The 15,253-nt window shown below is 39.3% G+C and carries 14 protein-coding genes; 7 read left to right on the top strand and 7 right to left on the bottom strand.

Annotated features, from left to right (window positions below):
• Window positions 1-45: 45 nt before the first annotated feature.
• Window positions 46-2,442, top strand: a complete 2,397-nt coding sequence (gene pbpC, locus BLS35_RS25650; RefSeq protein WP_090786930.1) for a penicillin-binding protein 1C — start codon at window positions 46-48, stop codon at window positions 2,440-2,442.
• Here the strand turns inward: pbpC and BLS35_RS25645 are convergent.
• The 3 genes from BLS35_RS25645 to BLS35_RS25635 all read right to left on the bottom strand — a co-directional run bounded on the left by BLS35_RS25645 (window position 2,439) and on the right by BLS35_RS25635 (window position 4,557).
• Window positions 2,439-3,128 (bottom strand): lysoplasmalogenase, encoded by a 690-nt coding sequence (locus BLS35_RS25645; RefSeq protein ID WP_090786927.1) that lies wholly within the window; start codon window positions 3,126-3,128, stop codon window positions 2,439-2,441. The two genes, pbpC and BLS35_RS25645, sit on opposite strands and share 4 nt — an antisense overlap.
• A 114-nt stretch (window positions 3,129-3,242) precedes the next feature.
• Window positions 3,243-3,551: an RNA recognition motif domain-containing protein gene (locus BLS35_RS25640; protein WP_090786924.1), complete on the bottom strand. Its 309-nt coding sequence runs from the start codon at window positions 3,549-3,551 to the stop codon at window positions 3,243-3,245.
• Between the two features lie 154 nt (window positions 3,552-3,705).
• Window positions 3,706-4,557 (bottom strand): dienelactone hydrolase family protein, encoded by an 852-nt coding sequence (locus tag BLS35_RS25635; protein WP_090786921.1) that lies wholly within the window; start codon window positions 4,555-4,557, stop codon window positions 3,706-3,708.
• A gap of 400 nt (window positions 4,558-4,957) precedes the next feature.
• Between BLS35_RS25635 and BLS35_RS25630 the strand changes: the two genes are divergently transcribed.
• The 3 genes from BLS35_RS25630 to BLS35_RS25620 all read left to right on the top strand — a co-directional run bounded on the left by BLS35_RS25630 (window position 4,958) and on the right by BLS35_RS25620 (window position 8,338).
• Window positions 4,958-6,163 carry a serine palmitoyltransferase gene (locus tag BLS35_RS25630; protein WP_090786918.1) on the top strand — a complete coding sequence of 402 codons (1,206 nt, stop codon included), beginning with the start codon at window positions 4,958-4,960 and terminating at the stop codon, window positions 6,161-6,163.
• 67 nt (window positions 6,164-6,230) lie between these two features.
• Window positions 6,231-7,349, top strand: coding sequence for a hypothetical protein (locus BLS35_RS25625; RefSeq protein WP_090786915.1), 1,119 nt, complete (start codon window positions 6,231-6,233; stop codon window positions 7,347-7,349).
• Window positions 7,346-8,338: an NAD-dependent epimerase/dehydratase family protein gene (locus tag BLS35_RS25620; protein WP_090786911.1), complete on the top strand. Its 993-nt coding sequence runs from the start codon at window positions 7,346-7,348 to the stop codon at window positions 8,336-8,338. The genes BLS35_RS25625 and BLS35_RS25620 overlap by 4 nt, the downstream gene beginning before the upstream one ends.
• A 6-nt stretch (window positions 8,339-8,344) precedes the next feature.
• Here the strand turns inward: BLS35_RS25620 and xseB are convergent, their stop codons facing one another.
• Genes xseB through BLS35_RS25605 form a run of 3 tightly spaced genes read right to left on the bottom strand, consistent with a single transcriptional unit; the run spans window position 8,345 to window position 10,917 of the window.
• Window positions 8,345-8,554 (bottom strand): exodeoxyribonuclease VII small subunit, encoded by a 210-nt coding sequence (xseB, locus tag BLS35_RS25615; RefSeq protein WP_090786908.1) that lies wholly within the window; start codon window positions 8,552-8,554, stop codon window positions 8,345-8,347.
• A complete protein-coding gene (xseA, locus tag BLS35_RS25610; RefSeq protein WP_090787120.1) occupies window positions 8,529-9,923 on the bottom strand; it encodes an exodeoxyribonuclease VII large subunit in 1,395 nt (464 codons plus the stop codon). Before xseA ends, xseB begins: the two co-directional genes overlap by 26 nt.
• Window positions 9,898-10,917 (bottom strand): S66 peptidase family protein, encoded by a 1,020-nt coding sequence (locus BLS35_RS25605; protein WP_090786905.1) that lies wholly within the window; start codon window positions 10,915-10,917, stop codon window positions 9,898-9,900. Before BLS35_RS25605 ends, xseA begins: the two co-directional genes overlap by 26 nt.
• A gap of 200 nt (window positions 10,918-11,117) precedes the next feature.
• Between BLS35_RS25605 and BLS35_RS25600 the strand changes: the two genes are divergently transcribed.
• From BLS35_RS25600 to BLS35_RS25590, 3 genes are read left to right on the top strand one after another with little or no spacing between them, the layout of a single operon-like run.
• The gene (locus BLS35_RS25600; protein WP_090786902.1) at window positions 11,118-12,149 is read left to right on the top strand and encodes a DUF6807 domain-containing protein; all 1,032 of its coding nucleotides are present in this window, start codon (window positions 11,118-11,120) and stop codon (window positions 12,147-12,149) included.
• A gap of 29 nt (window positions 12,150-12,178) precedes the next feature.
• The gene (locus BLS35_RS25595; protein WP_090786899.1) at window positions 12,179-13,537 is read left to right on the top strand and encodes a 3-keto-disaccharide hydrolase; all 1,359 of its coding nucleotides are present in this window, start codon (window positions 12,179-12,181) and stop codon (window positions 13,535-13,537) included.
• A gap of 13 nt (window positions 13,538-13,550) precedes the next feature.
• Window positions 13,551-14,909 (top strand): Gfo/Idh/MocA family protein, encoded by a 1,359-nt coding sequence (locus BLS35_RS25590; protein ID WP_090786896.1) that lies wholly within the window; start codon window positions 13,551-13,553, stop codon window positions 14,907-14,909.
• Window positions 14,910-15,097: 188 nt separating this feature from the next.
• Here the strand turns inward: BLS35_RS25590 and BLS35_RS25585 are convergent.
• A partial coding sequence (locus BLS35_RS25585) for a transposase (RefSeq protein ID WP_175459569.1) occupies window positions 15,098-15,253 on the bottom strand: 156 nt, incomplete at its 5' end.

Below are 15,253 nucleotides of genomic sequence, written 5' to 3'. Positions count from 1 at the left end.
TCTCGATGACGGTGAGCATATAGCGTGGTGGAAAGTAAAAAAAGGATGTTTAAGAAGTATAATGCAATCCGAATTTCCGATGGTATTTGTTTAGTTCTGCTGCTGTGGTTTTGGTTTGCTTTGCCTTCAAAATTGTTTGTCAGTCCAACTTCTTATGTAGTTGAGGCGTCGAATGGAGAGCTGCTAAGTGCATCAATAGCTAAAGATGGACAATGGCGCTTTCCAGAAGCAGATAGTATTCCGCAAAAGTTTGCGCAATGTATCATTGCTTTCGAAGATAAACGTTTTTATCAGCATCCAGGAGTAGATTTGCTGGCTATGAGTAGGGCGATGCGGCAGAACATAAAGGCCAAAAGCGTAGTTAGTGGAGGTAGTACGCTAACCATGCAAGTGATCCGGCTTTCCCGCAGAGAAAGCCGGACTATAGGCCAAAAACTTATCGAAATGTTGTTGGCCTTAAGGTTGGAAATCACCCATTCCAAACAGGATATTCTAAATTTGTATGCGTCAAATGCGCCTTTTGGCAGCAACGTGGTTGGTCTTGAAGCTGCTTCGTGGCGTTATTTTGGACGTAGCCCAGAAACACTCTCCTGGGGTGAAATGGCTACATTAGCGGTATTGCCAAACAGTCCATCGTTAGTACACCCTGGCAAAAACTCCGTTAAACTGATCAAAAAGCGGAACGACTTATTGGATAAAATAGCAGCATTAAAGTTTATTGATCAGGCTACCGCTAATTTATCTAAGCTTGAGCCTATCCCGGGTAAGCCTCAAGCTTTACCTCAGAATGCCCCCCACCTGCTTAATCGTTTTAAAACAGAGCGTAGTGCATTGAAAAACAAGAGTACAAGGATTACTTCTACATTAAACTATGATTTACAACTGAAGATCAATTCTTTGCTTAAGCGGTATAACAATCGCTATAGAGCTAACGATATTAATAACATCTCGGCTTTGGTGCTGGATGTAAAACACGGTACCGTGGCAAGTTATGTTGGCAATATTTATCAACCTGAAAATAAAGAGCTGGAAAGCCATGTAGACATGATCAGAGCGCCCCGAAGTCCGGGGAGCACATTAAAGCCACTGCTTTATGCGAGTATGATGAATGACGGATTTATCTTACCAAGAACACTGATCCCTGATATTCCGACGCAAATTGGTGGTTACTCTCCTCAGAACTACGATTTAGGTTATGATGGGGCTATCCCCGCTGATAAAGCATTGAGTCGATCCTTAAATATCCCTTCAGTTAAGATGTTGCAAAACTATAAGTATCAGCGCTTTTATGATCAATTAAAAAAGCTAGGTTTCAGTACGCTGAACCAACCTGCTGATCATTATGGTCTCTCGCTTATTCTTGGTGGTAGTGAGGTTACAATGTGGGATCTTGCAAAGACATATATGGGAATGGCCCGCACTTTAAACCATTTTAATGACTACAAAGGCAGGTATAATCCCCGTGATTATGATGCGCCGGATTATATTAAAGGCAAGAGTGCTGAGCGTAAAGGGTATTTTGAAGCCTATGAGACGCAAGTGACTTCGGTGCTGGATCATGGTTCGATCTGGAATGCCTTTAATGCAATGGAAGAGCTAATGCGCCCAGGTGAAGAAGGTTTATGGGAGCAGTTTTCTTCTTCGCAAAGGCTGGCCTGGAAAACGGGAACGAGTTTTGGATTTAGAGATGCATGGGCAATTGGACTGAATCCTGATTTTGTGGTTTGCGTTTGGGTAGGAAATGCAGATGGCGAAGGTCGGCCGGGATTGACAGGTATTGATGTAGCGGCACCGGTGTTGTTTGATATTTTTAAACTATTGCCCAATGCGAATTGGTTTAAAACACCTAAGACCAAGCTTAAGAAAATGCGTGTTTGTCGACAAAGTGGCTATAAGGCCGGTGAATACTGTAAGGATGTAATTGAAGAACTCGTATCACCTGCAGGAGAAAAAACAGTGCTTTGTCCTTACCATAAGTTGATTCATTTGGATAAAACGGGCAGTTTTCGTGTTACAGATGCTTGTGAGGCGCCCGCTGATATGTTGCATGTATCCTGGTTTGTATTGCCGCCCGCCATGGAATATTATTACAAAATCAAAAACAGCGAATATAAATTACTTCCGGCTTTTAAGCCTGGTTGTGGCGATGTGGGGAATAATTACGTTATGGACATGATTTACCCCAAGGATTATGCGAGTATTTATGTGCCTGTAGAATTTGATGGTAGTCGTGGAAAAGTAGTTCTAAATGCGACACATCGCAATGCGGATGCTAAGATATACTGGCATATTGATGGCGAATACATTGCTACTACGAAAAATTACCACCAATTGGCTGTGAGTCCAAGCCCAGGAAAACATATACTTACACTTGTGGATGATAAAGGAGAAAGACTGGTACAAACCTTTACAATCTTAGATAAGGAAAAGAAATCGAATTAGTTGGTATGGATTAGTTTACGCTCAATGGCGCCAATCGTGATCAGGTATTGGGCAATCATATAGGTTGACATGATCCAGATATCAGCATGACCAATGAGCTGTACGAACTTATTGTAAGCGAGGATTGAGTCAGATAAAAGGAAGATCAATGCCCCAAAAAGAATCAATTTAAAGCTGGAGCTGTTTACACGGAGATTGCGGAAACTGGCCATCATCATCATCATACTAATCACAAAAACGTAGATCATCACTGGGAGTTTCATGATTCCCAGGTGTGGTCGTAAATAGAAATAGTAGCTAATGGCGGCTATTGCACAAAGCAAAATAGCAATCCTTGCTCCCTTTTTGTCTAATTCGGGTGCTGATTTAAAATCAAGGTAAAATGCGCTGATGTAAAAGATATGCCCTACCAAAAATGCGGCAAGACCAAACATGAAATAGGATTCGTCTTTCGCTGTATACATGAGCAATACATCGCCCATAAGAGCGAAGATTAATCCTGTAAATAAACGTTTATGGAAACGGCCTTTTAGTCCGGTACTCACATATAGCATGATGAGCAGGGATAGTACAATGCAGGGTTTTATAAAATAAGCTAGAATACTGCTGCTATTTCCTCCGAAACTAAGTTGCAGGATAAAGATCAGCCCAAATATGATATTAAACGTAGCGTATTTCTTTAGCATTTGTCCTTTTTAATTTAAGCCAGACGATATCTATACTAAAAAGCAGCAGTTTCGACAAAAGTCATAACTGCTGCCCTATATAGATTGATACTAGAATCTGTAGAAAGAAAAAGCTTAGTAGCTTTTTTCTGTACGGTTGTTGCGTCTAAAGCCACCACCACCTGCGCCACCGCCTGTGTTTGGTTTTTCTTGCGCTTCAGCAACTTTAATACGGTTACCATTGTAATCACCACCGTTCATACGTTTGATCGCTTCTTTTGCCTCTTCTTCAACAGGCATTTCCACAAAACCAAAACCACGACTTTGACCAGTCTCACGATCTTTGATTATCCTAAGTGATTTTACTTGACCGAAATCACCAAATACGGCTGTTAATTCATCTTCCCCTACTTCTAAAGGAAGGCCTGTAATAAATATCTTCATTAATGTTTAAAAATTTGTACAAAAGTAAGCATTTTTTTGCTTAAAATTCATGTTTAGTGTCAGTTATAAGTATAATTATCTGACAAACCTATAAACACGTGCTAGTTAAATTTGTTTTACAAGGATTGGTTTTAAGGAAGATATTTATTTTACATCAGCTAAGTTTGGCCTTAAATAATGAAATGGTTCTTTGCCATGCCAGTTTAGCTGCGGCCTCATTGTAACGGGTTGGCGAGGTGTCATTATTGAAAGCGTGATTTACGCCGTCGTATATAAATAACTTATAATCAACGTGATCCTTCTTTAGTGCAGCTTCATACGCTGGAATTCCAGCATTAATTCGTTCATCTAGTCCCGCGTAATGTAGCATGATGCTGGCCTTGATTTTGGCCACGTCTTCCGTTTTTGGCTGTGCACCGTAATAAGCAACGGCAGCAAGTAATTTTGGATCAGCAACTGCTAATCTATTAGACATCCCCCCACCCCAACAAAAACCGACACAACCAGTTTTTCCATTTCCATCTTTCCTATTCCGTAAATATTCCAATCCCAATAAGTAGTTCTGAAGATTTTTTTCCGGATCAAGCTTGCCAATCAGGTCACGTGCTTTGTCTTCATCCGCGGGCGTCCCACCAAAAGGCGAAAGTGCATCTACCCCTATGGCGAGGAATCCTTCAGCGGCGACCCGCTTGGTAACATCAATGGTATGTGGATTTAACCCTCTGTTCTCATGGATGACTAGTACGCAACCCAAATGTTGTTTGCCTTTAGGTTTTGCCAGAAAAGCCTTCATCTCGCTATCAACTCCTTTATAACTGATATTTTCTGTATGTAGATTGTCATCATTTATGGTAGCAGCGGCTGCATAATTGTTTTCCAAGAGTGGTAAAACAGACAAAGCCATAGCTGTACTTCCAGTAAGGATGGCTAGTTTCTTCATAAAATCCTTTCTGCTGATGCTGCTATGCGTGTACTCGTCGTACAGCGTAATAATTTTCTGATCCATATGACATGATTTTTGGTGTGAAAAAGAAAACAATATAAAGTTAATTTGGTTGTCAATTATTGCACATTTTCGTGTTTATTAAAAATAGTTGACCCCAATTTGTCTGATTTTTCCAAAAGAGTTCTTATTTTTGACAGGTTATTATAGATCGAATTTGAATTAATTATAAGAAAATTGTAAATTTTATATTAAAAAGTAATATATTCAAACTTGGTTCACTTCAAGTTTTGTTTTCTGTGTTTATGATCTTAGCTTTGGGGACTTTTACGAATTGACAAAATTGTTAATTTAGTCAGAAAATAAAATGATGCGGTTTTACTAAAGACAGAACAAGTAATGCCTCATAAAGAAATATAATATCAACTAAAGAGTTCTGTGATCTAAACATACAAGTACCAGCATGCGTAAAAAATTACACGATAGGATAGCAGCTTTTAAAGACGCTACGGCAATTAAGGAAAAAGGTTTATACCCTTATTTCCGTGCAATTGAATCAGCCCAGGACACAGAAGTCGTTATAGACGGGAAGAAGGTGCTGATGTTTGGCTCTAACTCCTATCTGGGTTTAACTAATCACCCCAAGATTAAGGAAGCTTCCAAAGCTGCCATAGATAAATACGGGACAGGCTGTGCTGGTTCAAGATTTTTAAATGGAACATTGGATATACATATTGAGCTTGAAAAAAGACTAGCTGCATATGTAGGTAAGGAAGCTGCTGTGTTATTCAGCACAGGTTTTCAGGTTAACTTAGGTGTTATCTCTTGCTTGTTAGACAGGAATGACTACTTAATCCTTGACGAATATGATCACGCCTCTATTATAGACGGTAGTCGTTTATCGTTCTCTAGATCTATTAAATATGCCCATAATGATATGGATGACTTGCGCAAGAAATTGAGCAGGTTACCAGAAGATGCTGCTAAGCTAATTGTAGCAGATGGTATTTTTAGTATGGAAGGCGATTTGGTAAACTTACCAGAGATCGTGAAAATTGCTAAGGAGTTTGGTGCCAACATTATGATGGATGATGCCCATAGTTTGGGTGTAATTGGTTTTAACGGTTCTGGTACAGCTTCTCATTTCGGTTTAACGGATGAGGTTGACTTGATTATGGGTACTTTCAGTAAATCACTAGCCTCATTAGGCGGATTTATCGCTGGTACAGAAGAAACTATTGAATATGTAAAACACAGAGCACGTTCTCTAATGTTTAGTGCGAGTATGCCTCCAGCTGCTGTAGCGAGTGTAATCGCTGCCCTGGACATTATCGAATCTGAGCCTGAACGCATTGATAAACTTTGGGCAAACACAAACTATGCTAAGCAATTGCTTGTTGAAGCAGGATTCGACATCGGTCACACCGACAGCCCTATTATTCCGGTTTACATCAGAGATAACGACAAAACCTTTATGGTTACCAATATTCTAAGCAACAATGGAATTTTTGTAAACCCGGTAGTGTCACCTGCTGTTCCATCTGATTCATCGCTAATTAGATTCTCTCTAATGGCCACACATACTTTTGAGCAAATCGAGGAAGCCGTTGAAAAGCTATCCGCTGCCGCAAAAGAAGTCCAGGTAAAATCATTCCAGGAAACGATATAAAATATCTAACAAAGGCTTAATTGTAACAGATTAAGCCTTTGACATTTCAAAACCAAACCATAAACTAATGAAGAATATTGTTGCCGTTAACACCAAGAAACAATTAGCAACATTTATAGATTTTCCGCACGACCTATACAAAGGAGATCCAAATTATGTACCCGAGTTATTCATTGCTCAAAAAGATCTTTTAACTACACACCCCTTTCATAAACACTCTTCATTGCAGTGTTTTTTGCTTTATGATGGGGAAAAGGTAATTGGTCGTATTGCAGCTATATTAAACAACAACTATAATAAACTAAACAATGTCAAGGATGGATTTTTCGGCTTCTTTGATTGTATAGATGATCAGGAAGCAGCTAATCTATTGTTAGAGACTGCCGATCAATGGGTAAAAGACAAAGGTGTAACGGGCAAGATTCTCGGTCCGGTTAACTTCTCTACCAATGAATCTTGTGGTTTGTTGATTGAAGGTTTTGACTCTCCGCCTGTGGTAATGATGCCTTACAATGCGCCTTACTATGCAACTTTATTGGAGCAATGGGGATTCCAAAAGAATGTAGATTTGATTGCATGGAAGTTTAATGGCGACAACTACGATGATCGTTCGGTTAAACTGATGGATAAACTTGAAGAGCGTTTAAAACGGAGCAATGTCACCATCAGAAAAATCAACATGAAGAATTTTAAACAAGAGGCAGCTAACCTGCGCGAAGTTTATAATAAAGCATGGGATAAGAATTTAGGCTTTGTGCCATTGAATGATGAGGAGTTTGATTACCAGGCTAAAGATTTAAAATTGGTACTGGATGCTGATTTTTGTTTTGTGGCCGAGCAGGATGGTAAATTAGTAGGTTTCGGCGCCGCCATTCCTGATATGAACCAAATTCAGATCAAAATTAAAAAAGGCAGGTTACTACCTACAGGAATTTTCAAGTTACTATTTGGAAAGAAAAATGTTACCGGTATCAGGATATTGCTTTTAGGCGTGGTTGATGGCTATCGTAAAATGGGTATTGAAGCCTGTCTGTATGGTAATATCATTAAGTCCTATCGTGCAAAGAACTTTAAATATGCTGAAGCAGGATGGACTTTGGAACATAATGATTTGGTAAATAATGCTATTAAGGCGATAAAAGGAGATCCTTATAAAAAATATAGGATCTATGAGAAAGCAGTATGAGTAAAAAAAGGGTATTAATTACCGGTGCGAGTGGTTTTGTGGGTTATCATTTAATTGAAGAAGCTTTAATAGCCGATCTTGAAGTATATGCGGCCATCAGGCCAAGTAGCGACCGGTCACATTTAAAAGGTCTTAATGTACAGTATGTCAATCTTGATTATAGCAATGTTGATCGGTTAAAGCAGGAACTGGAGGATAAGCAATATCATTATATCATACACGCTGCTGGTATTACCAAAGCGAAAACTAAGGCTGAGTACGATCTGGTTAATGCAGCTTATACCCGTAATCTGGCTACTGCTGCACTAGAGGCGAATATCAATTTGGAGAAATTTGTTTTTCTGAGCAGTTTAGCGGCCTTAGGCCCCCTACCTGATTTATCAGCTGAAATTCAGGATGGTACTGCGCCTCAACCAGTAACAAATTACGGAGCTAGTAAAATGTTAGCCGAGCAATATCTGGCTGATTTTACAACTCTTCCTTTATTGACAATACGCCCTACAGCTGTTTACGGACCTAGAGAGAAGGATCTGTTTATTTTGTTTAACAGCATTAATAAAGGGCTTGAGCCTCATATAGGTAGCTTTAAACAACAACTGAGTTTTGTATATGTTAAAGATCTGGTAAATGTAATTGTAAAAGCTTTAACGGCTACAGCGGTTCACCAGCATTATAATATCTCTGACGGGGAAATATACGATCGATATGCCTTAGCTAATTTTACGAAAAAGGCATTGAACAAGAAAACCTTTAAGTTTCATCTTCCTGTGCCGTTGGTAGCCTTGCTCGCAGCCATTATGGATTTTGTATATGCAGGAAGTAAGAATACCCCAGCTTTAAATAAAGAAAAGATGGCCGAACTTACTGCTATTAACTGGGCTTGCAGTATTGCAGGTGCTCAGTCAGATTTAGGTTATACACCTGAGTATAACTTAGAGAAAGGCATAATGCAGACCATTAAGTGGTATAAATTAAATAATTGGCTATAGTTGCCCTTAAGCAGGTGGATTCTCCATCTGCTTAATAATTTTGTTCACCTCAGTTTCTGTAGCACGGAGTTTAGTCTGGCAAAACTCGATCAAATCTGATGCACGTTTTACCTTTTCTGCCAAAACATCTACCGATACGGCTTCCGTTTCTATCTCCTGAGCTATTTCTGCAAGCTCTTTATAAGCGCTTTCATAGGTTAAATTCGTCTTTTCCATCTATGGTTGATTTGGAGTTTACTGTTGTTTCTATTTCTGTTGAAGACAGTCTGACCGTAAGTATTGTTCCCGCTTCAATATGATCGGCATTACTTACAATCTGGCCATTTACTTTAAGGATGGCGAAGCCTTTATTTAATATGTTTTGTGGACTCATAAGTCTCACCACCGATTGGAAGTGACCAATGTATCCACTTTTATTAGCAAAATACATCCTGTTGTATGCCTTTAGATTACCGATCACATTACTCAGGTCTTTTTGCTTATTGGAAATCATAATCTTAGGGTTGGTTAATACCAATCGAGATAAGTTAAGGATATTCCGATGCTGCTCGTGCAATAGATTCCGTGTAGTGCTAATGGTGATCTGATTAATATGCGTTAGCCTATCCTTATGATAATTGATCAACTGATAGGTTTTGATGAGCACCATTTTTTGCAAGCTGATTAGCGATTCTTCAAAGGCCCGGTTGTGTGCAATAATCAACTCGGCAGCTTTTGTTGGTGTTTTTGTAGAGGTATGCGCCATTAAATCGGCAATCGTTTCATTCTTTTGGTGTCCAATTCCTGTGATCACCGGTATTGGGAATTTAGCAATTGCCCTGCTCAGGTCGTAATTGTCAAAAATAAGAAAATCCATTTGGGCACCACCGCCCCTGATGATCACTAGTGCGTCATAGGGTTTTCCGGATTGAAATACTTCTACAATTTTGGCTAGAAAAGGCTTTGCATTAGTCTCACCCTGCATTAAAGTAAAATAATCATCTATTTGAAAACGATAGCCAAAAGAGTTATTGTCCAGTGTATGTTTAAAATCCTGATAACCGGCAGAGGTAGCTGATGAGATGACCGCAATATTTTGCAGCACCTTATTTAAAGCTAAACCATTGTTGCGCGTAATGTAATGTGCTCCAGATTTTTGTATAAAATCAGGGTTTTCCCGGAGCAACCTTTCCAAAGTTTCTTTACGCTGTTGCTCAAACAAGCCCAATGTAAAACTGGTATCTATATCTAGCAGGTTTAACTGTAATCCGAATGCCGGATTGTACTGTACAGAAACCTGAATCAGGACATTGATGTCGTTTTTAAACTTTTGGCCTGTAGCCTGTTCAAAATTAGAAATGTTAACAGAAGCGTTTCCCCATGCTCTACCCGCTATCTTGGTCAGTATTTTTGCAGAAGCTTTGTCTTTTTCTACGAGCTCAAAATAGTGATAATTGCTTTGCTCTTTATAGGTATGGCTGGTTACATCCGCAATGACCCAGAAAGTTCGGTTACCAAACACTCCATCAATTGTCTGCCGGATCTGATTTGTCAGTTCCGAAAGCCTTATGGCTGCAGGGTTAGATTGATACGAGTGAACTTCCATTTGCATCTACATTGAGTATGTGTTTTGTGCCACATTTAAGTGCAAAGTTATTCTTTTGGTGGCCTACAGGGAAATCAAAACACACCGGATAATCATATTCTTTAATTTTTTCTGTAATCACCTCATATACAGTTCGGCCAAATTCCTCGCCGGGATCATCAGGTTTTACTCTAAAGCCACCGATGATGAGTCCTTTTAATTTTTCCAATTTTCCACTGCGTTTGAGATTCCAGAACATTCTGTCTATGCTGTACAGGTATTCACCCGCATCTTCCACGAAAAGGATCTTCCCATTGGTATGGATATCCGACGCCGAGCCCGTAAGGGTTTCTATGATACTGAGGTTGCCGCCAATCAGAGGAGCCTCTACCCTGCCCATTCTATTGTAACTTTGGGCTGCTGCTGTATATTTAATCGCTTGTCCACTTAATACCTGCTTTATGGAAAGTATGGTTTCTATCTGTATTGGATCAGCCAAAAGCCAATCCGTAGGAAAGCTATTACACATTTTAGAATGGATTGAAGCTGTGTTTAGCTGGCTGCTTAAATGACAATGCAATACGGTGATGTCACTAAAGCCAATGATCCATTTCGGTTTAGCCTTAAACTTATCGAAATTAATCAAATCTATGATCCTTACCACACCATAACCACCTCGGGCACACATAATAGCCTTAATATTGGGGTCATCCAGCATTTGCTGAAGGTCTTGAGCGCGCTCGGCGTCAGTTCCGCCCATACAGTAATCTCTTTTACCGATGGTATTACCTATTTGGATTTTAAAGCCCCAGCTTTCCATTAGTTTCAAGGCCGGCTGAATCTCTTCCATAGTCATGTATCCTGCAGGAGTAGTCAGGCCAATGGTATCACCTGGTCGTAAATACGGAGGGATAATTGGTTCTTTAATAGAGGTATCTGGATTGCTCCATGCTGTTAAACTGCTCATTGTTGAGCCAGCAATTGCGATGGAAGAAAGAAAATGTTTACGGTTCATTGTCTTTGGTTTATGATCAAACAATGATAAGGCTTATTGGCGATAATTTTTAAAAATTTACTCAATCGTTTTCGTATTTTTTTGGGTATAGTCGTCAATTAAAAGGTTGATTATATTTTAAGAAAGGTATATTTATCTAAAACTTAACCCGCTTCATAGCAAGCTTTATGCCTTAAGAAGTTAATTTTAACCAAATGTAAATGAAGAAATTCCTGATCCTTGGCTGCTGCTTTGCGAGTTTGCAGCTAACCGCCCAAACCAAAAAAGTAAGCTTTCTTGAGCACCCAAATCAGCAAAAGGTTGATGTTTTAATTGATGGTAAACCATTTACAAGCTTTCTCTATCCGGATAATCTGGAAAAGCCAATTTTATATCCTTTACAAACAGCCAGCGGCCTTACAGTAACCAGAGGTTTCCCTTTGGATAAACGTGATCATGAACGTACCGATCACCCTCATCATGTGGGTTTATGGTTCAATTACGAGAGTGTAAACGGGCTTGATTTCTGGAACAATTCATACAATATCCCTGCCACCAAGAAAGCAGGCTATGGATGGATTAGGAATGTAAAAGTAACCGCGGTTAAAGATGGTAAGGCTAAAGGTAGTTTAAACTATACAGCAAACTGGGAAAGACAGGACAAAAAGGTGTTGCTGAAAGAGGCTACTACTTTTGTTTTTAGTGGGAATGATGATACCAGGACTATCGACAGAATAACTACACTTACTGCACAAAAAGATACGGTTTACTTTAAAGACGTTAAAGATGGTGCATTGGGAATCAGAGTAACGAAAGAACTGGAATTGCCATCTGATAAAGAAGAGTCTTACACCGATAATAAAGGTATTGTAACTAAAATAGCACCTACTAAAAATGGAGCCAATGGCGATTACCTGACGAGCGAAGGTAAAAAAGGCAATGATGCCTGGGGCACGCGTGGGAATTGGTGTGTATTATTTGGGGTAAAAGAAACACAACCCGTGTCTATCGCAATCATTGATCATCCAAAAAACCCAGGATACCCTACTTACTGGCACGCCAGAGATTATGGATTGTTTGCGGCCAACCCATTGGGACAAGCTATTTTTAGCAATGGTAAGGAACATTTGAACCTTACCTTGAAACCAGGTGAGTCGGTTACTTTCCGTTACAGGATTATCATCGGATCAGGTAAAAAGCAAACTGCAGAGCTGCTGAACAAACAAGCGCTTGACTTTGGCAAACAAATTTGATTATTAAAACAAACCAAGAATAAACACAAATGAAGACTAGATTACTAATTTTAACAGGCTTGATGCTGGGGGCATCCTTAACGTCTCTACATGCACAAAGCGGCAAATGGCAAAACCTATTTAACGGAAAAGATTTGACGGGTTGGAAACAACTGAATGGAAAAGCAAAATATGAGGTTGTAAATGGAGAAATTGTTGGGACCACTGTTCGGGATACGCCTAACTCCTTTTTAACAACTGAAAAAAACTATGGCGACTTTATCTTTGAAGTTGAATTACTAGTAGATAATTCGATGAACTCTGGAATCCAGTTTAGAAGTGAGAGTAAGCCAGACCAAAACAACGGAAGGGTTCATGGTTACCAAATGGAAGTTGATCCTTCTGACAGGGCCTATAGTGGTGGTATATATGATGAGGCTCGTCGCGGATGGTTATACCCTATGGATATTAACCCTAAAGGTAAAACGGCCTTTAAAAAAGGGACCTGGAATAAATATAGGATTGAATGTATTGGCAACTCGATTAGAACCTGGGTTAATGGAGTACCTACGGCTAATTTAGTTGATGATATGACGCCTTCTGGTTTTATCGCTTTACAAGTACACGCTATCGGTAAAAATGATGAACCAGGTAAACAGATCAGATGGAGAAATATCCGTATACAAACTGAAGGATTGAAGCCGACAAAAGCGGATAATATTTATGTAGTGAATACAATTCCTAATAACTTATCTGCATCCGAAAAAGCAAATGGTTATAACCTTCTATGGGATGGAAAAACAACTAATGGATGGAGAGGTGCTTATAAAAAAGGATTTCCAGAGAAAGGTTGGGAAATAAAAGATGGTGTGCTGAGTGTAGTTAAATCTAATGGAGCTGAGTCGACCAATGGTGGTGATATTGTTACCGATAAACAGTACGGTGCTTTTGTGTTGAAGTTTGATTTTAAACTAACTGAAGGTGCCAATAGTGGGATTAAATATTTCGTAACCCTTACTGAAGGTAATAAAGGCTCGGCTATTGGTCCTGAATACCAAATCCTTGACGATGTGAGACACCCTGATGCCAAATTGGGTAAGAATGGCAATCGTACTTTGGGTTCATTGTATGACTTGATTACCAGCAAAAAAATACCTAATTCGCAAAGAAAGATTGGGGAATGGAACAAAGGTGTTGTTATTGTATATCCAGATAATAAGATAGAGTATTATTTAAATGGTTTTAAAATTCTGGAATATGTTAGAGGTTCGGCTGAGTTCAACGCATTAGTAGCGGATAGTAAATATAAAAACTGGAAGGACTTTGGGATGGCACCTAAGGGGCATATCTTAATTCAAGACCATGGTGATAACGTTTCCTTTAGAAGTATTAAATTAAAAGAACTTTAAAATTTTAGCGACTATGTTAGATTCAAGAAGAAAATTTATTAAACAATCTGCTATTGCAGCAGCAGGAACCTATTTAGGAACCATGGGATTAAGTGCGAAGAGCTATGGCAATATCATAGGCGCAAATGATCGTGTAAGAGTTGGCGTAGTTGGGTTTTCTGACCGTTTTAAAGACTCTCTTTTGCCTTCATTTTTAAATCACCAGAAAGAACTAAATTTTGATATTGTAGCGGTATCAGATCTTTGGAGTTATCGCCGGGGTTTAGGTGTAGATACTTTAAAGTCCAAATTCGGTCATGACATTACCGCTTGTCGCAATAATGATGAATTATATGGTTTAAAAGATATTGATGCTGTGATTGTGAGTACAGCGGATTTTCAACATGCTACCCATGCTGCCGAAGCTGTAAACAATAAATGCGATGTATATTGTGAAAAGCCTTTTGCTGAAACAATGGAAGATGCACGTATGGCTTTGAAAGCCGTTAAAGCCTCTAAACAAATTGTTCAGATCGGTTCGCAGCGCAGAAGTGGGGACAACTACCATGCTGCTAATAAGTTTATTAAAGATGGTAAATTTGGAGATATTACGATGGTTGAACTGAGCTGGAATGTAAACCAACCGGGACGTTGGCGCAGACCTGATCTGGTTGCTAAATTAAAACAGGAGGATACAGATTGGAAGCGCTTCTTGATTAACCGTCCTTTTGAAGCATGGGATCCGAGAAAATATTTAGAATATCGTTTGTTTTGGCCGTACTCTTCTGGAATGCCTGGACAATGGATGTCGCACCAGATTGATACAGTACATTGGTTTACAGATTTAAAACATCCAAGAAGTGTGGTAGCCAATGGTGGTATTTACCAATGGAAAGACGGCCGTAGAAACTGGGATACTACAACTGCAGTATTTGATTATGGTAAGCCTAACGATCCTAATAATGGTTTCCAGGTAGTGTTTACTTCGAGAATGCACAATGGTGATGAACGTCCGGCTGAAATTTACTATTCAAATGGTGGTGAACTGAATTTGAATACCAATACGGTTTCTCCTGTTGGTGGTTTAAGTGCTAAAGCTGCTGCAGCAATGAAGATGCAGCCGAATTTACTACCTGAACTAAAACTTACGGATATGGTAGAGCAGGTTGCTGCCTCTGCCAATACTGGTGGTGATAAATTGACCTCTGCACACATGCGTAACTGGATGGAGTGTATTAGAAGTCGTAAGCAAACGAATGCGCCTGTTGAAGCGGGTTATTATCATTCAATAGCAAACATTATGACGAATGCTGCTGCAAGAACTGGACTTAAGGCTACGTTTGATGAAGCTACACAGGAAGTAATGGTAGGCGGAAAACCGTTTAAATATTAAGATTTACTATTTAACAAAAAAGTAGCCGTCTCATAAGTCAATTATGAGACGGTTTTTTTATTGTGTTATTTTTTGAGTTATTAGCTACTTTTTTCAGATCAAAGCTACAAGTTTTGGTTGAACGTTGATTTGTGTATGCATCTATGTTCCCCGGTGTACTTTAGCATTAAACAACGATACAAAAAGCTTTACGCTTTCCATTTTTTTAAGTTGTGAGCGATGGAAAGCAACCCGACTTCTACTTCAGCCTTGCTTATCCCTTTCAATAAAAACCGTTTGAAGCCACGATTAGCTTTGATATGTGCAAATACGGGTTCTACATCGACGGGGCGTTGTTTACGATA

The sequence above is a fragment of the Pedobacter sp. ok626 genome (assembly GCF_900100435.1).
In the GTDB taxonomy this organism is placed as follows: Bacteria; Bacteroidota; Bacteroidia; order Sphingobacteriales; family Sphingobacteriaceae; genus Pedobacter.
This window is presented reverse-complemented; position numbering and strand designations above follow the sequence as displayed.